Origin of the sequence: Formosimonas limnophila, assembly GCF_014652675.1 — a bacterium.
Classification (GTDB): Bacteria; Pseudomonadota; Gammaproteobacteria; order Burkholderiales; family Burkholderiaceae; genus Hydromonas; species Hydromonas limnophila.
The window spans coordinates 71,310-96,453 of record NZ_BMZG01000008.1 but is presented as its reverse complement, the minus strand read 5'-3'; the positions used below and the strand labels follow the sequence as shown (position 1 = coordinate 96,453).

Here is a 25,144-nt window from a genome sequence, read left to right as displayed (position 1 = left end):
ATGCAGCGCAAAGGCAATTTGTTCTTCCGTAAACTTGCTGGTCTTCATGAGCTTCTCCTCTTCGTTTGGCTCAGTTTAACCGCTTTTTTCTAATTATCCCTGATACACTTTTTTGGGAGGACGTCATCGTCAATTTTTCAAAGTAAACCGTTAAATACCGCTTGCACCGATTGTGAAAAGTGGGTATGATTCACTCAAATATTTAATGTCTTATATAAGACATAAGAATTTTTGTGCAAAGCAACCCAAAAAGTCGCCTCTCCTAAGGACTTTTAATAGCTTTCCAATAGACAGTTTTCTAATTTTTTACTATCCACTGGAGACATCATGAGCGTTTACACCTCTGCCTTACAAGTCGTACAAGAACTCAAAGCCCGTCACGGAAACTCGTGGAGTGCCATCAACCCAGAGCATGCTGCTCGCATGGTGGTGCAAAACCAATTCAAAACAGGCTTGGACATCGCGAAATACACGGCGGCGATTATGCGCAAAGATATGGCAGATTATGACAAAGACTCAGCCAATTACACCCAATCATTGGGTTGCTGGCACGGTTTCGTCGGCCAACAAAAAATGATTGCGGTGAAAAAACACCACGGCACGACGGCTAAGCGGTATTTGTATTTGTCAGGTTGGATGGTTGCGGCATTGCGCTCGGAGTTTGGCCCTTTGCCAGACCAATCGATGCACGAGAAAACCTCTGTGCCAGCGTTGATTGAAGAGCTGTATACGTTTTTGCGTCAAGCGGACGCGAAAGAAATGAATGATTTGTTCCGTGCATTGGAGGCTGCAAAAGCCGCAGGCAAAGACGTCGCTGAAATTCAAGCGAAAATCGATAATTTTGAGACACACATTGTGCCAATCATTGCTGACATCGATGCGGGTTTTGGTAATCCTGAAGCGACGTATTTGTTATCCAAAAAAATGATTGAAGCGGGCGCATGCTGTATCCAAATCGAGAATCAAGTATCAGACGTGAAACAATGCGGCCACCAAGACGGTAAAGTGACCGTGCCGCACGAAGAATTCCACGCGAAAATCAATGCAGTGCGTTACGCGTTTTTAGAGTTGGGCATCAACGACGGTGTGATTGTCGCGCGTACTGACTCTGAAGGCGCTGGTTTGACACAAACATTGCCTGTGTCGCGTGAAAAAGGCGACTTGGCCTCTCAATACATCAGCTTCCTCAAAGCCGAAGAAGTGACGATTGACCAAGCGAATGAAGATGAAGTGTTGATTAAGCGTGATGGTAAACTGCTCCGTCCAGTACGCTTGCCGAGCGGCTTGTTTGAGTTTGCTCAAGACACAAACATTGACCGTGTGGTATTGGATTGCGTTGCCAGTTTGCGTGCGGGTGCTGATTTGTTGTGGATTGAAACCGCTACACCGAATGTGGCCGACATCGCGCACATGGTCAAACGCATTCGTGAACAAGAACCGACCGCAAAACTCGTGTACAACAACTCACCATCATTTAACTGGACGTTAAATTTCCGCCAACAAGCCTATGACGCCATGGTTGCTGAAGGCAAAGATGTGTCAGCGTACGATCGCGCTAAACTAATGAGCGTTGATTACGACGAGTCAGAGTTGGCTAAAGCGGCGGATGATCGCATTCGTACATTCCAAGCTGATGCGTCACGCGAAGCGGGCATTTTCCACCACCTGATTACTTTGCCGACGTACCACACGACTGCGTTGAGCATGAACGACTTGTCCGAAGGCTACTTCGGCAAAGAAGGTATGCTTGCCTACGTCAAAGGCGTTCAACGCCAAGAAATTCGCAAAGGTGTCGCTTGCGTCAAACACCAAGCCATGTCGGGTTCTGACATTGGCGATGACCACAAAGAGTTTTTTGCGGGTGAACAGGCACTTAAAGCTGGTGGTGAGAAAAATACGTCAAATCAATTTAATTGAAGCAATCATAGTTAAATTTTTGCTGAGTTCTCATACTAAAGAGCACCAAACGGGTGCTCTTTTTTGCGTCATAATCACACACATGCAGCGGTTAGCTGCAATTTGATACACACTAAAGAGGGCAATATGGCAGCTAAAACAACCGAAAATCTAATCAATAACCGCTGTTTTTGGTGCGGTGAAGATGAGCTTTATGTGCACTATCACGACCAGGAGTGGGGCAAACCGATGCACGATGATGTGCGTCTTTTTGAGAAGATTTGCTTGGAGGGCTTTCAGTCGGGGTTGTCGTGGTATACGATTTTGAAGCGGCGCGAGACGTTTCGCCGTGCGTTTAAAGGGTTTGATTTTAAGAAAGTGGCGAAATTTACCGAGGCTGATGTGGTGCGACTATTGCAGGATGAGGGCATCATTCGCCATCGTGGCAAAATCGAAGCGACGATAAATAATGCACAACGAGCGTTAGAGATTGTGAAAGAATTCGGTTCGCTGGACACTTACTTTTGGCAGTTCGTATCACCTGCCGATGAGCGACCAAAGACCGTGACGCGTGCCAGCATCCCAGCGAGTACACCGACATCCATTCGGTTGAGCAAAGACTTAAAAAAACGTGGTTGGAAGTTCGTCGGGCCGACGACGTGTTATGCGTTTATGCAGGCGATGGGCTTGGTTAATGACCACATGGATGGCTGTCACTTTAGATAGTTTTTAGGGCGTGTACTGTCATCACTGCGATTCTGCTAAGGTTCGAGCGGTGATTTTCATTCGGGCTGTCAGTCTTTCCGATAAAATAAGCCTTTTTCCATAAAGCGATACACCAATGACTGACACGTTGTTTGACCCAGTTGAGTTGATGAACCACGGCATTGACCTGCGTGCGGCGGCATTGCGGGTTTTGACATGTACTGACCCGCTGCAGAAAGTTGAAGCGACTCGCAGCATGAGGGCTTTTATCGACATGGAAATGGTGCGTTTGGATGCCACAGTTGATTTGACGGCTGATGCTGACTTTGAGCAAAACATTCCTGGACGCCCCGAAAAGCCAGAATTGGTTAACGCATTAAAAGTGCCCAAGCGAAGTGCCAATACGCCAGAAGGTCGCGCAGGCATGATTCATGCATTGGCGCACATAGAGTTCAATGCGATTAATCTCGCGCTTGATGCGATGGTGCGATTCCCGAATTTACCAGCTGATTATTATTGGGATTGGTGGATGGTGGCGTGTGAAGAAGCACATCATTTCTCATTGCTATCGAATCATTTGGCGACGATGGGAGCTTCCTACGGTGACTTTCTCGCACACAATGGACTGTGGGAAATGGCAGAAAAAACCCGTCACAAACTCGCTGACCGCATGGCGATGGTGCCACGTACGCTCGAAGCGCGTGGTCTGGATGCGTGTCCTGTGATGCGCGATAAACTTTATCAGGCAGGTGATGTGGATGGCGCGATGATTCTCGATGTGATACTCAATGACGAAATTGGCCATGTGATTGTCGGTAATCGCTGGTTTTTATACGCTTGTGAGCAAAATAATATTGAACCTGTACTCACATACCGTCAGCTAAGCGAGCAATACAATGCGCCGAAAGGGCGACCTCCCTATAATATTGCTGCGCGCCGCGCTGCGGGATTCTATGAAGAAGAATTAACGCATTTGCAAAACCAATTTAGTAGAGCTGCACCCCAATGAATACAAGTCAAACGAACGATATCTCCGTTGTCCCTCATTTGCGTGCAGCGGATGGCCCTTCTTTGGCTGATAGTATGGACGCACCGATTGGTGTGTTTGATTCGGGTATTGGCGGGTTGAGCGTTTGGCAGCACCTGCGTGTGACATTGCCGCATGAGGATTTTATCTATTTGGCGGACACGGCAAATGTGCCTTATGGCGATAAACCGCAAGTGTGGATACAAGAACGCATGGTGCGTGTGGTTGATTGGTTTCTCGCACAGGGTTGCAAAGCGGTTGTGATTGCATGTAATACCGCTACAGCGATGGCTGCGACATATCTGCGTGAGCGTTATCCTCATGTCTTTTTGGTGGGGTTGGAACCTGCCATAAAACCTGCGCTGAGCCTGACCTCTAACAAAAAAATCGCCATGCTTGCCACCGCGCGTACCGTCGAGAGTGAAAAATACGCTGCGCTACTGGAGCGAACAGTGACGCCGCAGTTGGGCATAGAGGTTTTGTCGATCGCTTGTGTGGGGTTGGCCGATGCGATTGATGCTGGGCAGGTTGATGATGAACGAACGCTCGCCTTGATTGACCAATATTTAGTAGCGGTGAAAAATATGCACGCTGATGTGGTTGTGTTGGGTTGTACGCATTATCCCTTTGTGGCAAACCACATCCGTCAACGCCTGTCGCCCGAGGTGAAAGTCATTGACAGCGGTGCACCTGTGGCACGTTATACCAAAGACATTCTTACCGCACGAAATGGCTTAAATCCCAAAAACACCGCAGGCAGCAGCACGTGGTTTGCCACACAACTTGATGACAATGCTGCGTTGCGTTGGCGACTGTTGAGTGGGCAAAGTAGGGTGGATGTGTGTTTGGTCAAACTATAATTGATCATATGCTGCTGTGCGGAAACGCTGGACTAATCGACACACCGCTGGTAAAGTTAGGCCAGATACACCATAAAAACACAAAAAACATCCCTTTTAGTTATCTGGAGACCACACATGAGAAAACGCAACGAACAACGAATCATCAAAAAATACCCCAATCGACGTCTCTATGACACGCAAACCAGCACTTACATCACGTTGGCTGATGTGAAACAAATGGTTCTGGCCAATGAGGTGTTTGAGGTCGTGGATGTCAAAAGTAACGAAAACCTCACGCGCAGCATTTTGTTACAAATCATTTTAGAAGAAGAGGCGGGCGGTTTACCGCTATTTTCATCGACGGTGCTCTCACAAATCATTCGCTCGTATGGCAACGTGATGCAAGGCATGTTGGGCAGCTATCTTGAAAAAAACATGCAGGCTTTCGCTGAAATCCAGTCAAGTCTCACTGAACCGTCTCAACATACCATGAACAATGACACATGGCAACAGCTTCTGTCAATGCAAGCGCCCATGATGCAAGGCATGATGAGTAATTATATTGAGCAAAGTAAAAATATGTTTTTACAAATGCAAGAACAAATGAACCAACAGGCCAATGCCATGTTTAAGGGCTTTAACGTTAAGCCAAATGACAAATAAGCACTCGAACAGACGCGATTCATCGCGTCTTTGTTTTGTGCTTTCATATTGGGTATTCCTTGGTTTGAAATAGGGTGAGCGCTGCTTGGCACAATCTCTATAAACCCTTGATGGCGTGCTTGAGTGAAAGGCTGCAGTTCTCATCCGCTTTGTCGATACTTTTTCTGCTTTTTCGCATATGCGAAGAGCCCACGTTTTTTGAACTATTTTTCGTGACCATAGATTTCCATTGCCACTCCACTGCCTCTGACGGTGGGCTATCGCCCACTGATTTGGTTAAACGCGCTCATTACCATGGCGCGACCATGATCTCATTAACAGACCATGATCAACTCGCAGGGTTAGATGAAGCGCGTCAAACCGCTGATTTGTTGGGGGTAACGTTCATCAACGGCGTTGAAATCTCGGTGACATGGCGTGATTTCACGGTTCATATTGTTGGGTTAAATTTTGACCCGAAACACCCAGAGCTCGTGCTTGGTTTGCAACAAATGGCAAACTCTCGACAAGCACGCGCTATTGAAATGGGGCGTCAGCTCGAAAAAGTCGGTATTGCCGATGCTTACGTTGCCGCGCTGGCACACGCCAATGGTCGCGTTGACCTCATCAGCCGCACTCACTTTGCCCGTCATCTCGTTTCACTAAAAAAATCGCCCAATGTCCGATCGGTGTTCATGGACTACCTTGTCGCGGGCAAACCAGGTTACGTTGAGCACCAGTGGAGCCGTTTAGAGGAGGCTGTGGGATGGATTGTTGGTGCAGGAGGGGTGGCCGTTATCGCTCATCCAGGACGTTACCCGCATGATGAAGCCTCTGAGCAGGAGTTGATTCATGAGTTCATTAAGGCGGGCGGTCAAGCCATTGAAGTTGTGACAGGTAGCCACAGCAAAAAACAATACCGAACTTACGCTGAAATCGCCAAACAATACAACCTACTGGCCTCCTGTGGTTCAGATTTTCATGCCAAAGGAGAGTCAAAGATGGAGGTGGGTAAAGTGCCAGCATTGCCCGCTGACTTAACGGCTGTGTGGACAAAATTTATTTAGACTGCTTGGTCTTTGATCCTATTGTCGCAATAAGCCACAGATATTCAGTTAAATTGGTTAAAATGACGCCTCTTTCAATTTTTAAATGAGAATCCGTTATGGGTGGTATGGACTTTGCTGACATTATTCGAAGCTTAACAATTTATGTGATTCCGATTATTTTGGCGGTCACATTACATGAGGCTGCACATGCGTACGCTGCCAAATGGTTAGGGGATGATACGGCGCATCGGCTGGGGCGTACAACATTGAATCCCATCGGTCATATCGATCCGATTGGTACTGTGGTGATGCCACTGGGCTTGTGGATACTCAGCGGAGGCATGTTTTTATTTGGTTATGCAAAACCCGTTCCTGTTATTGAACAGCGTCTTAGAAACCCACGTGCAGATATGCCGATTGTTGCATTGGCAGGTCCAGCGGCGAATGCTGTGATGGCTTTGGGTTGGGCGATATTATTTGTTATTTCGGCTCGTTTTTTTGCTGACCAAGAGTTCTTTAGACTGGTTTCAGAGGCGGGTATTAAGGCCAATATTTTATTCTTTGCATTCAACATGTTGCCGATATTGCCGTTGGATGGTGGTCGCATCCTCAAGGGAATGTTGCCTAAATCCTTGGCTGAAGGCTTTGCTCGCTCTGAGCCTTATGGGTTTTTCATTGTGCTGGCATTGGCCTTTGCTGGCGGTGGTTTGCTGTATCAATATTGGATTAATCCAGTCAGCAGTTTGCTTGGCAACTTAATTAAACTCATCATTTCACCATTGCTGACAGTTTTTGGCTTACGCTAATTTTTACTCTAAGGTTTAAAATGTTTCCAGAACGTGTTTTATCGGGTATGCGCCCCACAGGTGCGCTGCATTTAGGTCATTACCATGGTGTGTTGAAAAACTGGGTGACTTTGCAAAGCGAATATCCATGTTTGTTTTTCGTTGCCGATTGGCATGCTTTGACCACCCACTACGATGATCCCAGTGTCATTGAGGCGGCCACGCATGAGATGGTGATTGACTGGTTGGCTGCTGGGATTGACCCGACGCAGGCGACTATATTTGTGCAATCGCAAGTGATTGAGCACGCGGAGTTGTTTTTATTGTTGTCAATGGCGACGCCGCTTGGTTGGTTAGAGCGTGTGCCGACATATAAAGAACAAATCGAGAAGCTCAAAGAAAAAGATTTATCCACTTATGGGTTTTTGGGTTATCCGTTGCTACAGGCGGCTGATATCTTGATTTATCGTGCTCAGCACGTTCCCGTTGGTGAGGATCAAGTGCCTCATCTCGAAATGACCCGTGAGGTGGCACGCCGTTTTAATTATCTCTATGGGCGTGAGCCTGGTTTTGATGAGAAGGCTCAAGAAGCGGTCAAGAAACTCGGCAGTAAAATGGCACGTCAATACAATGAGCTGCGTAATCGATTCCAAGAGCAGGGTGAAGAGGGCGCGATTGAACAAGCTCATGCCATGCTCAGTGAATCAAAAAACATCACGCAAGCTGACAGAGAGCGCCTATTTGGTTACTTGGAAGGCAGCCGCCGCATTATTTTGGCTGAGCCTCAAGCCTTGTTGACCAAAGAGTCACGCATGCCTGGCTTGGATGGACAAAAAATGTCAAAAAGCTACGGCAACACCATCGCCATGCGTGAAGATGCCGAGTCTATTACCAAAAAAGTCAGAACCATGCCGACCGATCCTGCGCGTGTGCGCAAAACGGATCCTGGTACGCCAGAAAAATGTCCTGTGTGGGCGCTGCATCAAATTTACAGCAGCGACAACACCTGTGCATGGGTTCAGGACTCGTGTACCAACGCTAAAATTGGCTGCTTGGAGTGCAAACAACCTGTGATTGAAAGTATTTTGCATGAGCAGCAGCCGATTTTGGAGCGTGCTCAAGAATACATTGATGATCCTAGACTGGTGCGCAGTATTATTGCTGATGGTTCTGAAAAAGCCAGAAAAATGGCACAAGAGACCATGCGCGATGTGCGTGAGGTTATGGGGTTGGGTTAAGTTTTCTACGGAAGTGAGTTAGCTGCTTGCGAGGTAATAAACTTTGTCGTGACACAACAATCTTTTGACAACCATACAAAAACCCTTCACCGAGTGAAGGGTTTTTAGTTACTTGGGCAAGTAATAACGTGAGGTTTATTCTGCGGGAGGGACATAGCCGCTGGCTGCATCTGCACCATCACCAAAGAAAAACGCTTCGGCTTGTTTGAGCAGATACTGTCGTGCGCGCGCGTCGAGCATGGACAGGCGGTTTTCATTGATGAGCATGGTTTGGTGCTTGAGCCATTGTGCCCAACCTTCTTTAGAGACATTTTCAAAAATTCGTTGACCGAGTGTGCCTGGCAGAGGTGGGAAGTCTAAGCCTTCGGCTTCGGCATGTAATCGAACGCATTGAACGAGTCGTGTCATATAATTTTTCCTTCGGTGTGGTTTTGATTAAACGATTTTTTTGATGAAAATTTGGGATTTTCGTTGCCAGTTGTACATGCTTTGTTTGTTAGACGGTAAGTCGTCCACTGTGCCTGCGATGAACCCATTTTTAAGAAACCAGTGCGCAGCACGTGTGGTGAGGACAAATAAGTGTTTAAAACCTTCTGCCTTGGCACGTTGTTCCATGTGTTTGAGGATTCGACTACCCAATCCTGTTCCTTGGGCAGTGGCATCAATCGAGAAACAGGCCATCTCTGCCATTTTTTCTTCTTCAAACGGATACAGCGCAGCGCAGCCCAAAATGTAATTGTCATGTTCAATCACGCTGAACAAAGGAAGTTCGGCTTCGAGCTTTTCACGGCCACGTGGCACAAGTGTGCCGTTTTGCTCCAATGGTGTGATGAGCTGCAAAATACCGCCCAAATCATCAGGTGTTGCAGGTCGAATGGTTTCAAGAAGCTTGGTGGTGATCATGGTGCCAACACCTTCGTGACGGAATAACTCAAGAAGCAACGAGCCATCCAAATCACTGGGGATAATGTGCGCGCGCGCCACGCCATTTTCGACCGCCGTATAGCCCGCTTGCAGCCAAGGACGCAAAGGGTGGTCTAAGGCCAATGACTCGGCTGCCGCACGCGCTTGCACAGCATTGTACTCTGAGACCCATTGACCGTTTTCATCGAGCACTGCTTGATCAGACATCATGATGAGCTTGTCGGCTTTTAGGGCTGAAGCCACAGCAGCGGCGACTTCAGTATTGGTCAGATTAAAAGCTTCGCCTGTCGGCGAAAAGCCAAGCGGTGAGAGTAGGACAACATTACCCATCGCCAATTGCTTGATGATGTCGTCGTGAGCGACTTTGCGCACTTCACCTGTGTGTTGAAAATCCACGCCGTTGAGTACACCAATCGGCTTGGCGGTGACGAAATTACCAGAAATGACATTAATGTCTGAGCCTGCCATCGGTGTGTTGGGCAAACCTTGGCTAAAAGCGGCTTCGATGGACAAGCGCAGTGCACCGCTGGCTTCTTTGACTGAGTTTAGTGCGGCCGATGACGTGATGCGAATGCCATTGAGAAACTCACTGGATTTGCCACGCAAAGACAATTGTTTTTCAATCTGTGGACGCGCCCCATGAACCAGTACAATTCGCATACCCATGGCGCGCAGCAAACTCACGTCGTATGCCAAATCCTCTAAGTGCCCTTGCTCGACCAGCTCGCCATCAAATGCAATCACAAATGTTTTGTCACGGAATGTGTGCACATAGGGCGCGACGTCGCGTAGCCACTGCACAAACAGGACTGGATTGTCAGCGAATAATGGCGCGGTAATAGAGGTCATTATGGTGTGGACTGTGCGATCAATTTTAGGTTCTCGCATTGTACTGTAAATGAACAGAGCACTTTAAAAAGACACTGGACACAAACCCAGTATCTTTGGACATGCAAAGCCTTTGAAGTGTCAACGGGCAATGCAATCAATTATTTTCAGACTGCTTAAATTGCCTCTCGGTGGTATTGTGTGACGATTTCCACCTCCTCTTTAGAACCTAAAAATACCGCAACACGCTCGTGTAAGCTTGAGGGTTGAACGTCCAGCATACGGATGTGGCCGTTCGTGGCGGCGCCACCTGCTTGCTCGATGATCATCGCCATAGGGTTTGCTTCATACAGTAGACGTAAACGACCTGTGCGATGAGACTCACGTGAATTGGTAGGGTAGAGAAATATACCACCGCGCGTGAGGATGCGGTGGACTTCAGCCACCATTGCGGCGACCCAACGCATATTAAAATCCTTGCCACGTGGGCCATCTTTGCCTGCAATGAGCTCGTCGATGTAGCGCTGAATCGGGGCGTGCCAAAAACGCTGATAGGACGAATTAATTGCATATTCGCTGGTGGACTCTGGGATTTTTACTTGGTCTTGTGTGAGAACCCATGAGCCGATTTCAGGGTCAAGTGTGAATATTTGCACACCATAACCAGTGGTGAGCACGAGTTGGGTTTGTGGGCCGTAGATCGCGTAGCCTGCGGCGACTTGATTCGCACCTTTTTGTAAAAAGTCTTGTTCGGTGACTGGGGTGATTTCGCCTTCTACGGGTTCGGTTTTTTTGAGTACAGAAAAAATTGTACCGATAGAAACATTGATGTCAATATTCGATGAACCATCTAATGGATCATAAATCAGCAGGTATTCGCCTTTGGGAAAGCGGTTGGGGATTTCGTAAATATGCTCCATTTCTTCGGAGGCCAAGCCCGCCAAGTGACCGCCCCATTCATTGGCTTCAATCAAAATTTCGTTTGAGAGAATATCGAGTTTCTTTTGAATCTCACCTTGGATGTTTTCAGAGCCTGCGCTGCCGATGACTTCACCCAGCGAGCCTTTAGAAACAGCATGGCTTATGTGTTTACATGCGCGTGCAGCGACTTCGATAAGCAAGCGTAGATCGGCGGGGAGGTTGTTGTGTTCGCGCTGCTGCTCGATGAGATAACGCGATAGGGTTTTGCGTTTCATAGTTTCTTTCTTATCAAATATGGATGGCGTCATTGTACTGGAAAGATGTTGTGAGCGGAACATGACATCTGTGGTCTAGTACAGGGTAAAATGCGCGAGTATCTGTCGCATGTTGCGATGTGAGCGCAATTTGTGAGTATTGATTTATGTCTGAAAACACCCAAGCCCCCATTTCCTTTGTTGATTTGCAGTTAAACGAGCATCTTTTGCGCTCATTGTCTGACATCGGCTACGAAACGCCATCGCCGATTCAAGCAGCGACAATTCCATATGTGTTAGCGAGGCGTGATGTGTTGGGACAAGCACAAACAGGAACGGGCAAGACAGCGGCATTCGCTTTACCTGCCTTGTCCAACATCGACTTCAATCAAACTACACCGCAAGTATTGGTGCTCGCACCAACTCGTGAATTGGCGATTCAGGTGGCTGAGGCGTTTCAGACTTATGCGCGTTATATCCCGAATTTCCAAGTGTTGCCGATTTATGGTGGCCAAAGTTATGGCCCGCAATTATCAGCGCTGCGCCGTGGTGTACATGTGGTGGTGGGCACACCTGGACGCGTGATTGATCACTTGGACAAAGGTTCTTTGGACTTGTCCCAGCTCAAAACTTTGGTGTTAGATGAGGCCGATGAAATGCTGCGTATGGGCTTTATTGATGATGTTGAGCGCATTTTGAAAGAAACACCTGCGACGCGCCAAACGGCTTTATTTTCAGCAACCATGCCCAGTGCGATTAAACGGATTGCTCAGACGTATCTCAACAACCCAGCTGAAGTCACCATCGCCGCGAAAACAGGCACAGCAGACAACATCCGCCAACGCTACTGGATGGTCAGTGGTATGCATAAGTTAGACGCGTTGACGCGCATACTGGAGGCCGAGGTATTTGATGGCATGATTATTTTCGCTCGAACCAAGCTCGGTACTGAGGAATTGGCCGCAAAACTGTCTGCGCGTGGTTTCTCTGTTGCCGCGATTAACGGCGATGTACAACAGCAACAACGCGAACGTACCATCCAACAACTCAAAGATGGCAAAATCGACATCCTCGTTGCCACAGACGTCGCTGCGCGAGGTCTGGATGTCGAGCGCATCAGCCACGTGGTCAACTACGATGTGCCCCACGATCCTGAGAGTTACACGCATCGGATTGGCCGAACAGGACGGGCAGGGCGCAGTGGCGAGGCTATATTGTTCATCACGCCTCGTGAAAAGCATTTGCTCAAAGTCATCGAGCGCGCGACCCGCCAACCTGTCTCACCGCTTGAGTTACCGACGGTACAGGATGTGAACAACGTCCGTGTGGCACGATTCAAACAACAAATCACCGACATCCTTGCACAAGGCGGTCTCGAAGAATTTTCCTCGCTTATCGAAGATTACGAGCGTGAACACAACATTCCAGCCATCGAAATCGCGGCCGCACTCGCCAAAATGGCGCGTGGTAACACACCGCTGCTGCTTGATAAAAATAAAAAAAACGCAGTAGATGAGAGCTGGGGGCGCCCAGAACGCAGCGTCGGTAGCAACGTGCGTTTTGAGCGTGAACGTGAGCGTGCGCCACAGCGCGAGTATCAGCCGCGCACTGCAGAAGTGGGTATGCAAACCTACCGCATTGCCGTTGGTCATGAGCACGGTGTCAAGCCAGGCAACATCGTCGGCGCGATTGCCAATGAAGCGAATATTGAATCCAAATACATTGGCCGAATTGATATCCGTGATGAATACAGTTTGCTTGACTTGCCCCGTGACTTAGCGCCTGAAACCATTGAGCACCTGCGCGGTGTGCGTGTCGCGGGTCAAATGCTCAATATCACTGCGGATGGGCAGGTCATGCCATCTGCGCCGCGCGGCTCGAAAAAAGAAACACGCGAAGACAAGCCTGCTAAAGCCGAAACAAAAAAACACGGAGCTTTAGACAAAATCACTGAGCGTGTGGCCTCTGTAGCCGCGAAACCCGAGGCCAAACCTGCAAAAAAAGAACGAAAAGCTAGTACGGCCAAATTTGAAATGCACACCTATCGCATTGAGCTGGGACGTGCCGATGACATCACACCGAGCCACATCGTCGGTGCGATTGCCAATGAGGCTGGTTTGGATGCAAAATACATTGGCCGCATTGAATTGTTTGACACCCACGCCAGCGTCGACTTACCAGAAGGCATGCCAGATGAGGTAATGAGTCATCTTAGAAATGTTACTTTAGTGGGCAAAAAACTCAACATTGATTACGTCGGCGTGAGCAGTGCGGGTGAAAACCGCCCCAAAAAGCCTGTGGAGCTGTCAGAGCGAAAATCAGGCGGTGATCGAAGAGTAACAGAGAAAGAGTTTAAGGCTAAATCAGCCAAGCCAAGAAAGTGAACTTGGTGGGGAGACCATGACTTGCAGATGAGCTGCTGAGTTAGCAAAATAAAAGTCAAAGCCTTTTCATCAAAAGCTTTGGCTTTTTTGTTGTTGTATTTGCACTTTCAAATGATTCCGAAACGTTACTCAAATTAATCAGCCCACTCAATTGCCAAAAGTATCTGTTTGCTTCTCAGCGATGGTTTGTTGCGTTGCAGCCATGCGGCTTAAATGTTACAGTCACGCATCTATTAGTTACGAAAAACACCATGATTACCAAAATTATCAAACAGCTTTTCACTCCGAAGCCAAAAGAAGCTGTGAAAGCACTGGCAGGCTCGCGTGAAGCGAAAAAAAAGGCCGTTCAACGAGCCAAGACTCCTGTGAGCCACAAAGCGAATTCATATCCTGCCAAAAAGCATGGCATCAATCCTAAGTACATCACTGAGGCAGCACTCAACGTCACTAAAACGCTTTCTGAAGCAGGTTTTGAGGCGTACATTGTCGGTGGAGCTGTGCGTGATTTGATGCAAGGGTTGCAACCAAAAGATTTTGATGTGGCGACCAATGCGCGACCTGAACAAATTGTTAAATTATTTCGTCGCGCCCGCATCATTGGCCGCCGTTTTCGAATTGTGCATGTGCCTTACAAACGTGATTTGATTGAAGTGACTACCTTCAGAGCCAATACCGACAATCAAGATACCGATGCCCATGGCCGTGTGTTGCGTGACAATGAGTTCGGCAGTTTACAAGACGACGCCGTGCGTCGTGATTTGTCAGTGAATGCACTTTACTACGATGCGAAGCGACAAGTGGTGCTTGACTATCATGGTGGTGTCGGTGATTTGAATGACCAAGTTTTGCGCGTCATTGGTGACCCTGAGACTCGTTTTCGTGAAGATCCTGTGCGTATGCTGCGCGTCTTACGCTTCATGGCCAAATTGGACTTTGACGTGGATGAAGCGACCCTTGATGCGATGGAAAAATGCAAACCACTGTTGGGCAATATCCCACAAGCACGTTTGTTTGACGAAACCCTCAAATTTTTCACGACAGGGCATGCGAGTGCGAGTCTGGATGCGCTGCAAAGCCATGATTTCACTGAGTATTTGATGCCTGTTTTGGCGGATGTTTTGGATTTAGACAAAGGCGCGACTTGGGTTCGCGCCATGCTCGAGCAGACGGATGCGCGCGTCAATGCCGACAAATCAGTTTCTCCAGGCTTTTTGTTTGCGGCTTTGATGTGGCCAAAAATTGAAGAGCGTTGGGCGTTTTATCAAAAGAACGAACCACAAATCGCTGCGTTGGATATGGCGATTGCCGAGATTATCAATCAATCGAATAACGGTGATCAGATCATGATTACCAAACGATTTGTCTCTGATATGCGAGAAATCTGGAATTTGCAGCCACGGCTCGAGCGCCGTTTGCCGCGACAAGCCATCAATCTTGTTGAGCATCCGCGTTTCCGTGCCGCGTATGATTTCTTGCTGCTGCGTGCCCAGTTGGGGCATTTGGGCGCGGGCGGTTTACCCGTTGCGAATTGGTGGGGCGAGTTATATGACGCGCCGCCCTACGATCGTGAGCAAATGATCAATGATTTACGCAACTCACCCAAAGCCAATCTCAACCACATCACAGGTCAGCCCAGCGAAACGCCGAAACGCAAACGTCGTCGCCGTAAAAAACCAAATAGCAAAGTGGCTGCCGAATCAGCCACAGCGGAGTAGGCCTTGAATGCTGTTCATGCTTATATTGCACTCGGTGCTAATCTCGGCGACGCGCAAGCGACATTGCGTGCCGTGTTTGATGAATTGGCAAAACTGCCCGATACGCAGCTAATATCCACGTCGTCACTTTACCTCAGCCCACCGTTTGGTGAAAATGCGGATGGACCAGACTACATCAACGCTGTCGCAAAAATTAGTACTACATTGCTGCCGCATCAGTTGCTGGTTGAGTTACAGAAGCTGGAACAAAAGTACGGTCGCGAGCGTCATTATCAAAATGCGCCACGAACACTGGATTTAGACATATTGTTGTATGGTGATGTTGTGCTGAACGATGAGTATTTGACCATCCCTCATCCTCGAATGACCGAGCGGGCGTTTGTGTTGATGCCGTTGGCAGAGATTGACAAAGATTTGATTTGGTTGAGCGCACAGGGGCAAAGCAATTGTGTCCGAGAGTGTCTAATGAAGATACAGCCTCAGCAAATTGACTTAATTAAAAACTAATTTAAACTCAATGAGTTAAAGGATTTAATCACATGAGCACATCACCTTACGGTTCAACCCCAACGCCTGAATCAAAGCCCATTAAGCCGATTTCGCTCACAACTTTGTTTGAAATGAAGGCAAAAGGCGAGAAAATCGCCATGTTGACGTGTTATGACGCTTCTTTTTCCGCGCTGCTTGATACTCATCATGTGGATTGTCTGTTGGTGGGTGATTCATTGGGCAATGTGATTCAAGGGCAGCGAACCACATTGCCAGTTGCATTGGATGATATGGTTTACCACACGAAGGCGGTTTTGCGCGGTTTGTATACGCGCCCGACCTCGCGCGCTTGGGTGGTGGCGGACATGCCTTTTGGCAGTTATGGCACAGTTGAAGACGCCTTGCATAATGCGGTGAAGCTGATGCAGGCAGGGGCGCATATGGTGAAAGTCGAAGGCGGCGCGTGGTTGGCCGAAATCGTCAAAACATTGGTGCAAAACGGCATCCCAGTTTGTGCCCATCTCGGCTTAACGCCGCAGTCGGTCTATCAGCTTGGTGGTTTTAAGGTTCAGGCAAAAACCGAAGAAGCGGCGCAAAAATTGTTAGAGGAAGCCAAAATCCTTGAGCAAGCAGGCGCATCGATGCTTGTGCTCGAAGCTGTGCCGATGCATGTCGGCAAAATGGTGACAGAGAACGTACACTTGGTGACGATTGGCATTGGTGCAGGCAAAGACACCGATGGTCAAGTCTTGGTGCTGTATGACATGCTCGATGTATTTCCGGGTAAAAAAGCCAAATTTGTCAAAAACTTCATGGCAGGGCAGAGCAGCATTGCTGAGGCGATTGATGCTTATGTGGCAGAGGTTAAGTCTGGTGTGTTTCCTCAGCCTGAGCATGGCTTTACGGGAGCATAAAGGTTAAATTGGTGAAATTTATGCTCAAAAATATTCATCATGCAGCGATTATCTGCTCAGACTATGCGGTGTCGAAGTTGTTTTATACCGATATTTTGGGTTTACGGATCATCGATGAGAACTATCGTGCAGAGCGTGACTCATACAAGCTCGATTTGGTTTTGCCCGACGGTGGTCAGATTGAGCTATTTTCTTTTCCTAATCCACCACAACGATCCTCAAGACCAGAGGCTTGTGGTTTACGACATTTAGCCTTTTGTGTGGACGACGTTCTAGCCTGTAAATCATACTTAGAGTCGCGGGGTGTTGCGGTAGAGGATGTGCGGATTGACGAGTTTACGGGGCGTCGGTTTGTGTTCTTTGCCGATCCTGATGGCTTGCCTTTAGAGCTTTATGAGTCCGTCGCATAACAAATGAAAGATAATAGCAATATGAATAATTGGGTCCAACGTGCGATTCGTACCATTGAAGCGGATTACAACCGCTCGTCTGATACACATTTGATTCCTTTGTCGATTCCGGCGGTGCCAGAGATTCAACTATATTTTAAGGATGAATCAACACATCCAACAGGTAGCTTGAAGCATCGCCTCGCGCGCTCCTTGTTTATGTACGGCTTGTGCAATGGTTGGATTGTTGAAGGAACGCCCATCATCGAGGCATCCAGCGGCAGTACGGCGGTATCGGAGGCGTACTTTGCGCGCTTGCTTGGACTGCGATTCATCGCGGTCATGCCGCGCGAGACGTCTTTGGAGAAGGTCAAAGCGATTACGTTTTATGGTGGTGAGTGTCACTTTGTCGATGATGCGGCGATGATTGACCATGAGGCTCGACGACTGGCTGCTGAATTAAAAGGGCATTACGTTGACCAATTCACTTATGCCGAACGCGCGACGGATTGGCGTGGCAACAACAACATCGCTGAAACGGTGTTCTCACAAATGAAATTAGAAGCAAATCCTGAACCGACATGGATTGTGTGTGGTGCAGGGACGGGCGGGACGAGTGCTACATTTGGCCGCTATGTTCGCTATCAGCATCATGCGACGCGTGTGTGTGTGGTTGACCCTGAGAATTCGGTGTTTTATGACAGTTTCCACAGTGGTTCGCGTGAGCATATGTGCGAAGGTGGCTCTGGTGTGGAAGGGATTGGCCGACCACGGGTTGAACCATCTTTTATCCCGTCTGTGATTGATCGCGTGATTCGTGTGCCTAATGTAGCAAGTTATGCAGCGGTGCATTTTCTCGAAAAAGTCTTGGGTCGTCGCTGTGGTGGGTCAACAGGGACGAATTTATTTGGTGTATTCACGCTGATGAGTGAAATGCGAAAAAGAGGCGAATCGGGCTCGATTGTGACGCTCATCTGTGACGATGGTAACCGATACGCTAATACCTATTTTGATGAGCAATGGTTAAAGACACAAGGTTGTGACATTGCTCCTTGGATGTTGCGTTATGAGCGGTTCTTTGAGCAGGGTGTGTGGTTCTCGGAATAACAAGGGGGACAGGTGTGAAAAAAACACATCATCATGACATGGCTGTTTTTGCTCTCAGGGTGCTTGGCTGTGAAACCTGCTGAGCAAGAGCCATCAACTTCTTGGTAAAACTGTCTCAAAGATCGCCCACAAATCTGCACTCAAGAACACCGACTTGTTTGTGCATATAGAGACACAGAAATTCGATGTGTGACAACACTTTGCCCTTCATCAGAAGAAAAAACGTACAGCAATGCCTGTTCGGCTTGTGTGGATGAGAAAGTAATGGGCTATCGCCAAGGTGCTTGTTCTGTACATTAAACACACACAAATACACAAATTGGTGGTTTAAAGCTTTGGGTGGTTAGTTTTTGATTTATTTCCTGACCGCTGTTGTTAAATTAAACACTTTTTACTTTTTTATTCTTCTTAGCGTACACTCACATTTTTTATCACGGGGATTTTCATGCGCGTTATCCAACACATCGATGATTTGCGTTCACAAATGCACGGCCAAAATCGTGTGGCATTTGTACCCACTATGGGCAATTTGCACGAAGGGCATTTGAGCCTGATGCGATTGGCGGCCAAACATGGAGACCCTGTGTTGGCGAGTATTTTTGTCAATCGGCTGCAGTTTGGCCCGAATGAGGATTTTGAAAAATACCCGCGCACATTCGAGTCGGACTGTGACAAGCTGGAAAAAGAGGACGTGTACGTGCTGTTTGCACCAACCGAGCAGGATTTGTATCCTGAGCCACAGATGTATCGTGTTCAGCCGCCGACGCAATTGGGTGATATTTTAGAAGGCGAATTTCGCCCAGGTTTCTTTCAAGGTGTGTGTACGGTGGTTTTGAAGTTGTTTGCCTGTGTTCAGCCTCGCTATGCGGTCTTTGGCAAAAAGGATTATCAGCAGTTGATGATTATTCGCTCAATGTGTCGTCAGTTGGCACTGCCTGTAGAAGTCATCGCGGCTGAGACGGTGCGAGACGTGGATGGTTTGGCTCTGTCATCGCGTAATCAATATTTATCAAGTGATGAACGAGCGGAGGCACCTCATCTATATGAGACTTTGCAAAATGCACGAGAGAAAGTATTGACGGGGGCAACTGATTTGAGAACGATTGAACAAAAAGCCATGCAGCATTTGACTGAGCGTGGTTGGAAGCCTGATTACGTGGCGATTCGTCGCCAGTCCGATTTACTTGAGCCTGCCATCGGCGAGGATGTGCCGCTGGTGATTTTGACCGCCGCGAGATTGGGTGGGACACGTTTGATTGATAATTTAGAAGTCTGAGCGTATTTACGGATGATGTGACAAGGCAGTTTTGTTTGAATCCCGCTTTGAGTGGAATTTTTGCCTTTAACCTCATGTTTGCAGGCATAACGCGGTAAAATGTCGCCTGTTTACAGTCTGATTTAGGTTCACTCGCATGTCATCGAAACCCAACACGTTTAAAGCCCCACCCCTGTCCGAACGCGCTAGTCAACTGCTGCGCGAGATGACGTGGGTGTTGTTTGCCATTTTGGGTGTGGCCTTGTTGCTTATTTTGTTCAGCTACTCGCCCAAAGACCCCAGTTTTAACCATGCCAGCAGCCAGATTACTGAAATACAGAATTGGGGTGGTCGGCTTGGCGCATGGGTCTCGGATATGATGCTGTATGTATTTGGTTTATCTGCTTATTGGTGGGTGGTGCTGTGTGGTTTGGTGATTTTGGTGGGCTATCGCCGATTTTTGCATTTGAGCTTACTCTCGTTTGATGAACGATGCACTTTTCTTGAGAGCCAGCAGGAGCTGCGTGATAAATTCTTGTTCCGAGTTGGTTTCGCTGTCCTCTTGTTCTCGAGCATGGGTTTAGAGGCGCAGCACATGAGCGATTGGGCATTGGAGCTGCCTTATCGAGCGGGTGGTGTGCTGGGGACAATGATGGCGGGTGGTAGTGGGGTTTTGCCTAAAGTGATTGGCGATACATTCACAACGTTGTTTTTGTTGTTGTTTTTCTGTACGGGGTTAAGCTGGTTTTTTAATTTTTCGTGGTTGTCTTTGTGTGAGCGCATTGGCTCGGCCATCGAGAAGATGTTTTTCAAAATCATGGCACATTTCTCGGCGAAAAAAGATGAGAAAGTGGGCGTAGAGGTTGCCCAAAAACGCGAAAAAATCGTCGAGAAAGAAAAGCAACGTATCGAAACAGCGCCACCTGTACGTATAGAGCCACCCGCACCACCAGTGGTTCAATCTGAGCGCGTTCATAAAGAAAAACAGGTGTCATTGTTTGCCGAGATGAATAATGCTTCATTGCCTGAATTGTCATTGCTTGATCCTGCTGATGTGATGCAAGAGACGGTTTCAAATGAGACCTTGGAATACACGTCGCGTCTGATTGAGAAAAAGCTGCGTGACTTTAATGTTGAAGTGACTGTGGTTGCCGCTTATCCTGGTCCTGTGGTGACGCGTTACGAGATTGAACCTGCGACAGGTGTTAAGGGCAGTCAGATTGTCAATCTGGCTAAGGATTTGGCGCGCTCGTTCTCGATGACATCTATTCGTGTCGTGGAAACGATACCTGGTAAAAATTATATGGCGTTGGAGCTGCCAAACCCCAAACGTCAAATTGTGCGTTTGTCTGAAATCATCGGTTCGCAAGTGTTTCACGACTCCCATTCACCGTTGTCTGTGGCGTTGGGCAAAGACATTGGTGGTAAACCTGTGGTCGCTGATGTGGCCAAAATGCCGCATTTGCTCGTTGCGGGTACGACGGGTTCTGGTAAATCGGTGGGGATTAACACCATGATTCTGTCACTGTTGTACAAGGCAGAGGCTGCGGATGTGCGCTTAATCCTGATTGACCCAAAGATGTTGGAGATGAGCGTGTATGAGGGCATTCCTCATTTGCTCTGTCCCGTGGTCACAGATATGCGACAAGCGGCTCATGCGCTGAATTGGGCAGTGGGCGAGATGGAAAAACGCTATAAGCTCATGAGTAAGCTCGGTGTACGTAATCTCGCAGGTTACAACAAAAAAATCGACGATGCCAAAGCCAAAGAGGAACACGTTCCTAACCCGTTCAGCTTAACGCCCGATGCGCCAGAACCTTTGAATCGTTTGCCCAATATCGTCATCGTGATTGACGAGTTGGCCGACTTGATGATGGTGGTGGGTAAAAAAATCGAAGAATTGATTGCCCGTATTGCGCAAAAAGCGCGTGCGGCGGGGATTCACCTCATTTTGGCGACACAGCGCCCAAGCGTTGATGTCATCACGGGTTTGATTAAAGCGAACGTGCCGACACGGATTGCGTTCCAAGTATCCAGCAAAATCGACTCACGCACGATTCTCGATCAACAGGGCGCAGAAGCACTTTTGGGGCAAGGCGATATGCTGTACTTGCCATCAGGTTTGGGCATGCCGATTCGTGTGCACGGTGCTTATGCTTCGGATGATGAGGTGCACCGTGTCGTCGAAAGTCTCAAGCTACAGGGTGAACCTGATTATCTCGATGAAATTCTCAATGGCGGAACCGATGCCGAAGGTGGTGAGTTTGGCGAGTCAACCGATGAAGAAGCTGACCCGTTGTATGACCAAGCCGTTGCATTGGTGGTGAAAAGCCGTCGTGCTTCGATTTCTTATGTGCAGCGAGAGTTGCGCATTGGCTATAACCGCTCCGCGCGATTGCTTGATCAGATGGAGAAAAGTGGAGTGGTCTCCGCCATGCAAAGCAATGGCAATCGTGAAGTCATCGCGCCGAATAATGGTGGCTAAGGGCTTTGGGTTAATGGTGCTGAGTTCGCTACAAGTTTTGTCCCCATTGTTGTGACAAAATGGGTTGTTTATCAATAAGGAAAACATATGTCATTGACGATTCGTTTCAAATCTGTTTTTGGTGCTGCTGCTTTAGCGGCAGGCCTGTCTGTCATGAGCGCACATGCCACACCGATTGAAGAGTTACAGCAGTTCAATCGTGACGTTAAAAGTGCCTCAGGCAGCTTTACCCAGCAAGTTTTGGGCGGCAAAGGCAAAACCAGCTCAGGGACATTTGTTTTCGCGCGTCCCGGTAAGTTCCGCTGGACGTATACTAAGCCTTATGAACAAGTTTTGGTCAGCGATGGCAAAACGCTCGCCATTTATGACAAGGATTTAAACCAAGTCACCAAAAAATCACTGGGCAGTGCGATTGGTTCGTCACCTGCCGCGGTGTTATTCGGCAGTGCTGACTTGTCGGCTAATTTCACGCTCTCTGATGCAGGTGAAAAAGATGGTCGTTCGTGGGTACAAGCCACTCCCAAGTCTAAATCGAGTAGCTTCAAAAAAGTCAATATTGGTATGAGCAATGGTCTACCCAGTGCCATGGAGCTGTACGATAATTTAGGTAAGGTTACGGTACTCGTGTTCTCAGGCATGCAACGTAACCCAAGTGTTTCAGCAGGCTCTTTCATATTCACGCCTCCGGCAGATGCTGCGACGGCGAAGTAAAGTTTATCATCAACTGCAAAAAATTATCTAATTTCAAAAAACCTCGCTTATTGCGAGGTTTTTTTGTTGGATAGATGTTGGATAGATTAGTGATGTTTCAACAAACCCAAAGCGTGATTGGACGAATCGTTATAATGCCAGTATGAAATCTATTGAAACCATTATTTCCGAATTAATTGAATCGGCACATGTGCTTGAGAATGTGGCCTCTGTTGCTCTTTCTGAAGCGTCTGGTCGTGTTTTGGCCGCTGATGTCTTGGCACAGATGAATGTTCCCCCCTTTGACAACAGTGCGATGGATGGTTACGCGATTTCTGCGCCAGAAGGCTTTGATGAAACGACAGCTTTTCGAGTGGTGCAGCGAATCAGCGCGGGGGAAACGGGTGTGCCTTTAAGTCGAGGTGAAGCCGCTCGAATTTTTACTGGGGCGGCCATTCCTCATGGGACGACACAGGTGGTGATGCAGGAGCTGTGCGTGGTGTCTGATAATGTTCTGCATGTGAGAGCCGTCTGCGCTTCGGGTGAGTTTATTCGTCGTCGGGCTGAAGATGTGGCCGCTGGGGCGACGTTATTGAAAGCTGGTTTGCGGCTGACAGCAGCGCATGTGGCTTTATTGGCCTCAATGGGGGTTGAGCAAGTTTTGGTGCGACCTTTATTAAAAGTGGCTTTGTTGACCACAGGCAGCGAGTTGGTCGATGTTGGTCAGCCACTGGCGGAAGGTCAGATTTATAACAGCAATCGTTATGCTTTGGCTGCATTGTTTGGTCAATGGGGCTGTGAGGTGGTTTTGGATGAGCAGGTTGTCGACGATTTGTCGCTGACCATTGATTTATTGAGAAGGGCGGCTGTCGTGGCGGATTTGATTGTCACTTGTGGTGGGGTGTCTGTCGGTGAAGAGGACTATGTGAAGCAGGCAGTCACCTCTCTTGGTGAGCTGCACAGCTGGCAAGTGGCCATGAAACCGGGTAAACCGCTGGCGTTTGGGCAGGTTTTGGCGACGCCTTTGATTGGTTTGCCTGGTAATCCTGTGTCGAGTTTCTTGACCGCGTGTTTGTGTGCCCGACCTTATGTTCGCGCTCGATTGGGTATGGCACGGTTACTGCCGCGTTGGTTTGATGTGCTGGCTGATTTTGATTGGCTCAAGCCCGATGTGAAGCGTGTCGAGTTTTTGCGCACTACCTATACAGATTCGGGGGTTCAATTAGCTGGCACGCAGGGTTCAGGGGTTATGACCAGTGTGGCAAATGCTGATGTGCTGGTTCGGGTTGAGGCTGGGCAAGTGGTTCACGGTGGCGATGTGCTTCGAGCTGTTTCTCTGACTGAATTGATGAGCTTGTGAGGTGGTTATGATTCAGGTGTTGTATTTCGCGCGGTTTAAAGAGGTGTTCGGTGTGGCACAGGAGCGTTTACCATCATTTGATACTACTGACGCTTTGTTAAAGTATCTCATTGACCGTGGTGATGTGTGGGCGGCAGAATTAGATGCGTCGCGTTCGTGGCGTATGGCGGTCAATCAGCAGGTGGTGCATGGTTGTGCGGCATTGGCCGATGGTGATGAAGTAGCGATTTTCCCACCAGTGACGGGTGGTTGATGATGATTCATGTGGTGATTGGTGAGGAAGATTTTAGTCTGACAGAGCACTACGAGGCTGTGCGTGGTTTGGGCGACTGTGGGGCTGTGGTGGCGTTCGTCGGGCAGGTTCGTGATGACGATGATTTGGCAACAACATTGACTTTGGAATGCTATGTGCCGATGGCGCAGCAAGTTTTACACAATATCGCGCAGCAGGCTTGTGTAAACTTTGATTTATCTGCGGTACGGATTGTGCATCGTGTCGGAGTTTTGGCGCAGAATGCTCAGATTGTTTTGGTGTTAGTGGCGTCAGGGCACAGAAAGAGTGCTTTTGAGGCTGCACAATTCATTATGGATGTACTCAAGACCGAAGCACCATTTTGGAAAAAAATCAGTAACGCGCATGGTGAGCGGTGGGTAGAGGCAAAAGACACTGATGAGCAGGCAAGCAAACGGTGGCAGTATGTTTTGTGAGTGACTCAAAGCAAATCTTGGTTACCAAAAATACAAATGGAATAATGAGTTATGAATACTGAATTCACGCATTTTGATGCGGCGGGCAATGCGCAGATGGTGGATGTTTCTGCGAAGCAAGACACACATCGAGTGGCACGCGCTAGTGGCTGCATTGTGATACAGCCAGAGATTTGGAAGATGATTGCCGAGGGTTCTGCGGCAAAAGGCGATGTGCTGGCGGTGGCACAGCTGGCGGGGATTATGGCGGCTAAGAAGTGTAGTGACTTGATTCCATTGTGTCATCCGCTGGCTTTGTCAAAGGTCTCTGTCACGTTTGAAATGGATGAATTACTGTCCTGTGTTCGCGCTTTGGCCACTGTGGAAACCGTTGGTAAAACAGGCGTTGAGATGGAAGCGTTGACGGCGGTGAATGTCGCTCTTTTGACGATTTATGATATGTGTAAAGCCGTGGATAAATCAATGATGATGACGGACATCCGACTGGATGAAAAAACAGGTGGTCGAAACGACTGGACTCGGTGATTGTGCATCAGT

Annotated in this window: 24 protein-coding genes; 21 read left to right on the top strand and 3 right to left on the bottom strand. The window is 48.3% G+C overall.

All coding sequences use genetic code 11. The features are described from left to right. The first annotated feature begins 327 nt into the window (after positions 1-327). The 8 genes from IE082_RS08665 (at position 328) to IE082_RS08630 (ending at position 8,184) form a co-directional block, all read left to right on the top strand. Positions 328-1,917, top strand: a complete 1,590-nt coding sequence (locus tag IE082_RS08665) for an isocitrate lyase (RefSeq protein WP_189493523.1) — start codon at positions 328-330, stop codon at positions 1,915-1,917. A gap of 126 nt (positions 1,918-2,043) precedes the next feature. Beyond that, on the top strand, positions 2,044-2,622 hold the full coding sequence (locus tag IE082_RS08660; RefSeq protein ID WP_189493522.1) for a DNA-3-methyladenine glycosylase I: 579 nt from the start codon (positions 2,044-2,046) through the stop codon (positions 2,620-2,622). Positions 2,623-2,737: 115 nt separating this feature from the next. Beyond that, positions 2,738-3,610: a ferritin-like domain-containing protein gene (locus IE082_RS08655; RefSeq protein ID WP_229809793.1), complete on the top strand. Its 873-nt coding sequence runs from the start codon at positions 2,738-2,740 to the stop codon at positions 3,608-3,610. After that, positions 3,607-4,488: a glutamate racemase gene (murI, locus tag IE082_RS08650; protein WP_189493521.1), complete on the top strand. Its 882-nt coding sequence runs from the start codon at positions 3,607-3,609 to the stop codon at positions 4,486-4,488. The genes IE082_RS08655 and murI overlap by 4 nt, the downstream gene beginning before the upstream one ends. 117 nt (positions 4,489-4,605) lie before the next feature. After that, on the top strand, positions 4,606-5,133 hold the full coding sequence (gene phaR, locus IE082_RS08645; RefSeq protein WP_189493520.1) for a polyhydroxyalkanoate synthesis repressor PhaR: 528 nt from the start codon (positions 4,606-4,608) through the stop codon (positions 5,131-5,133). Between the two features lie 212 nt (positions 5,134-5,345). Further along, entirely contained in the window at positions 5,346-6,179 is an 834-nt protein-coding gene (locus IE082_RS08640; RefSeq protein ID WP_189493519.1) for a PHP domain-containing protein, read from the top strand. Between the two features lie 107 nt (positions 6,180-6,286). Further along, a complete protein-coding gene (locus tag IE082_RS08635) occupies positions 6,287-6,967 on the top strand; it encodes a site-2 protease family protein (protein WP_189493518.1) in 681 nt (226 codons plus the stop codon). Between the two features lie 20 nt (positions 6,968-6,987). Continuing rightward, positions 6,988-8,184 (top strand): tryptophan--tRNA ligase, encoded by a 1,197-nt coding sequence (locus IE082_RS08630; RefSeq protein ID WP_189493517.1) that lies wholly within the window; start codon positions 6,988-6,990, stop codon positions 8,182-8,184. 135 nt (positions 8,185-8,319) lie between these two features. Here IE082_RS08630 and IE082_RS08625 read toward each other — a convergent pair whose 3' ends face one another. The 3 genes from IE082_RS08625 to IE082_RS08615 all read right to left on the bottom strand — a co-directional run bounded on the left by IE082_RS08625 (position 8,320) and on the right by IE082_RS08615 (position 11,132). Beyond that, positions 8,320-8,592: an oxidative damage protection protein gene (locus IE082_RS08625; protein ID WP_189493516.1), complete on the bottom strand. Its 273-nt coding sequence runs from the start codon at positions 8,590-8,592 to the stop codon at positions 8,320-8,322. 27 nt (positions 8,593-8,619) lie between these two features. Beyond that, the gene (gene argA / locus IE082_RS08620; RefSeq protein WP_189493515.1) at positions 8,620-9,957 is read right to left on the bottom strand and encodes an amino-acid N-acetyltransferase; all 1,338 of its coding nucleotides are present in this window, start codon (positions 9,955-9,957) and stop codon (positions 8,620-8,622) included. 155 nt (positions 9,958-10,112) lie between these two features. Further along, positions 10,113-11,132 (bottom strand): class 1 fructose-bisphosphatase, encoded by a 1,020-nt coding sequence (locus IE082_RS08615; protein ID WP_189493514.1) that lies wholly within the window; start codon positions 11,130-11,132, stop codon positions 10,113-10,115. A 146-nt stretch (positions 11,133-11,278) separates the two neighbouring features. Here IE082_RS08615 and IE082_RS08610 point away from each other — a divergent pair, with 146 nt between their 5' ends. From IE082_RS08610 to moaC, 13 genes are all read left to right on the top strand, one after another. Then, positions 11,279-13,495 (top strand): DEAD/DEAH box helicase, encoded by a 2,217-nt coding sequence (locus IE082_RS08610; protein WP_189493513.1) that lies wholly within the window; start codon positions 11,279-11,281, stop codon positions 13,493-13,495. 251 nt (positions 13,496-13,746) lie between these two features. Then, a complete protein-coding gene (pcnB, locus tag IE082_RS08605) occupies positions 13,747-15,210 on the top strand; it encodes a polynucleotide adenylyltransferase PcnB (protein WP_189493512.1) in 1,464 nt (487 codons plus the stop codon). A gap of 3 nt (positions 15,211-15,213) precedes the next feature. Then, positions 15,214-15,717: a 2-amino-4-hydroxy-6-hydroxymethyldihydropteridine diphosphokinase gene (gene folK, locus IE082_RS08600; RefSeq protein WP_189493511.1), complete on the top strand. Its 504-nt coding sequence runs from the start codon at positions 15,214-15,216 to the stop codon at positions 15,715-15,717. A gap of 32 nt (positions 15,718-15,749) precedes the next feature. Further along, positions 15,750-16,613 (top strand): 3-methyl-2-oxobutanoate hydroxymethyltransferase, encoded by an 864-nt coding sequence (gene panB, locus IE082_RS08595; RefSeq protein ID WP_189493510.1) that lies wholly within the window; start codon positions 15,750-15,752, stop codon positions 16,611-16,613. Positions 16,614-16,633: 20 nt separating this feature from the next. Then, complete coding sequence (gene gloA2, locus IE082_RS08590) at positions 16,634-17,023, top strand: SMU1112c/YaeR family gloxylase I-like metalloprotein (RefSeq protein ID WP_189493509.1); 390 nt, start codon at positions 16,634-16,636, stop codon at positions 17,021-17,023. A gap of 21 nt (positions 17,024-17,044) precedes the next feature. Continuing rightward, positions 17,045-18,109, top strand: a complete 1,065-nt coding sequence (locus IE082_RS08585; protein ID WP_189493508.1) for a PLP-dependent cysteine synthase family protein — start codon at positions 17,045-17,047, stop codon at positions 18,107-18,109. A 445-nt stretch (positions 18,110-18,554) separates the two neighbouring features. After that, complete coding sequence (panC, locus tag IE082_RS08580; protein WP_189493507.1) at positions 18,555-19,385, top strand: pantoate--beta-alanine ligase; 831 nt, start codon at positions 18,555-18,557, stop codon at positions 19,383-19,385. Positions 19,386-19,521: 136 nt separating this feature from the next. Then, a complete protein-coding gene (locus tag IE082_RS08575) occupies positions 19,522-21,849 on the top strand; it encodes a DNA translocase FtsK (protein WP_189493506.1) in 2,328 nt (775 codons plus the stop codon). 87 nt (positions 21,850-21,936) lie between these two features. Then, positions 21,937-22,560 (top strand): outer membrane lipoprotein periplasmic chaperone LolA, encoded by a 624-nt coding sequence (lolA, locus tag IE082_RS08570; RefSeq protein WP_189493505.1) that lies wholly within the window; start codon positions 21,937-21,939, stop codon positions 22,558-22,560. A 142-nt stretch (positions 22,561-22,702) separates the two neighbouring features. Then, positions 22,703-23,899 carry a molybdopterin molybdotransferase MoeA gene (locus IE082_RS08565; RefSeq protein WP_189493504.1) on the top strand — a complete coding sequence of 399 codons (1,197 nt, stop codon included), beginning with the start codon at positions 22,703-22,705 and terminating at the stop codon, positions 23,897-23,899. 7 nt (positions 23,900-23,906) lie between these two features. Then, positions 23,907-24,152 carry a molybdopterin converting factor subunit 1 gene (gene moaD / locus IE082_RS08560; RefSeq protein ID WP_189493503.1) on the top strand — a complete coding sequence of 82 codons (246 nt, stop codon included), beginning with the start codon at positions 23,907-23,909 and terminating at the stop codon, positions 24,150-24,152. Further along, positions 24,152-24,607 carry a molybdenum cofactor biosynthesis protein MoaE gene (locus tag IE082_RS08555; RefSeq protein ID WP_229809792.1) on the top strand — a complete coding sequence of 152 codons (456 nt, stop codon included), beginning with the start codon at positions 24,152-24,154 and terminating at the stop codon, positions 24,605-24,607. Before moaD ends, IE082_RS08555 begins: the two co-directional genes overlap by 1 nt. Before the next feature lie 51 nt (positions 24,608-24,658). After that, complete coding sequence (gene moaC / locus IE082_RS08550; RefSeq protein ID WP_189493502.1) at positions 24,659-25,132, top strand: cyclic pyranopterin monophosphate synthase MoaC; 474 nt, start codon at positions 24,659-24,661, stop codon at positions 25,130-25,132. Positions 25,133-25,144 lie beyond the last annotated feature (12 nt).

Excerpts from the sequence above, each read along its gene's own strand:
- gloA2 (WP_189493509.1), top strand. The coding sequence starts at position 16,634 with ATGCTCAAAAATATTCATCATGCAGCGATTATCTGCTCAGACTATGCG.
- moaD (WP_189493503.1), top strand. The coding sequence starts at position 23,907 with ATGATTCAGGTGTTGTATTTCGCGCGGTTTAAAGAGGTGTTCGGTGTG.
- IE082_RS08665 (WP_189493523.1), top strand. The coding sequence starts at position 328 with ATGAGCGTTTACACCTCTGCCTTACAAGTCGTACAAGAACTCAAAGCC.
- panB (WP_189493510.1), top strand. The coding sequence starts at position 15,750 with ATGAGCACATCACCTTACGGTTCAACCCCAACGCCTGAATCAAAGCCC.
- IE082_RS08630 (WP_189493517.1), top strand. The coding sequence starts at position 6,988 with ATGTTTCCAGAACGTGTTTTATCGGGTATGCGCCCCACAGGTGCGCTG.
- panC (WP_189493507.1), top strand. The coding sequence starts at position 18,555 with ATGCGCGTTATCCAACACATCGATGATTTGCGTTCACAAATGCACGGC.
- IE082_RS08635 (WP_189493518.1), top strand. The coding sequence starts at position 6,287 with ATGGACTTTGCTGACATTATTCGAAGCTTAACAATTTATGTGATTCCG.
- IE082_RS08610 (WP_189493513.1), top strand. The coding sequence starts at position 11,279 with ATGTCTGAAAACACCCAAGCCCCCATTTCCTTTGTTGATTTGCAGTTA.
- IE082_RS08615 (WP_189493514.1), bottom strand. The coding sequence starts at position 11,132 with ATGAAACGCAAAACCCTATCGCGTTATCTCATCGAGCAGCAGCGCGAA.
- argA (WP_189493515.1), bottom strand. The coding sequence starts at position 9,957 with ATGACCTCTATTACCGCGCCATTATTCGCTGACAATCCAGTCCTGTTT.
- IE082_RS08660 (WP_189493522.1), top strand. The coding sequence starts at position 2,044 with ATGGCAGCTAAAACAACCGAAAATCTAATCAATAACCGCTGTTTTTGG.
- IE082_RS08655 (WP_229809793.1), top strand. The coding sequence starts at position 2,738 with ATGACTGACACGTTGTTTGACCCAGTTGAGTTGATGAACCACGGCATT.
- pcnB (WP_189493512.1), top strand. The coding sequence starts at position 13,747 with ATGATTACCAAAATTATCAAACAGCTTTTCACTCCGAAGCCAAAAGAA.
- moaC (WP_189493502.1), top strand. The coding sequence starts at position 24,659 with ATGAATACTGAATTCACGCATTTTGATGCGGCGGGCAATGCGCAGATG.
- IE082_RS08575 (WP_189493506.1), top strand. The coding sequence starts at position 19,522 with ATGTCATCGAAACCCAACACGTTTAAAGCCCCACCCCTGTCCGAACGC.
- phaR (WP_189493520.1), top strand. The coding sequence starts at position 4,606 with ATGAGAAAACGCAACGAACAACGAATCATCAAAAAATACCCCAATCGA.
- murI (WP_189493521.1), top strand. The coding sequence starts at position 3,607 with ATGAATACAAGTCAAACGAACGATATCTCCGTTGTCCCTCATTTGCGT.
- IE082_RS08625 (WP_189493516.1), bottom strand. The coding sequence starts at position 8,592 with ATGACACGACTCGTTCAATGCGTTCGATTACATGCCGAAGCCGAAGGC.
- lolA (WP_189493505.1), top strand. The coding sequence starts at position 21,937 with ATGTCATTGACGATTCGTTTCAAATCTGTTTTTGGTGCTGCTGCTTTA.
- IE082_RS08565 (WP_189493504.1), top strand. The coding sequence starts at position 22,703 with ATGAAATCTATTGAAACCATTATTTCCGAATTAATTGAATCGGCACAT.
- IE082_RS08555 (WP_229809792.1), top strand. The coding sequence starts at position 24,152 with ATGATGATTCATGTGGTGATTGGTGAGGAAGATTTTAGTCTGACAGAG.
- IE082_RS08585 (WP_189493508.1), top strand. The coding sequence starts at position 17,045 with ATGAATAATTGGGTCCAACGTGCGATTCGTACCATTGAAGCGGATTAC.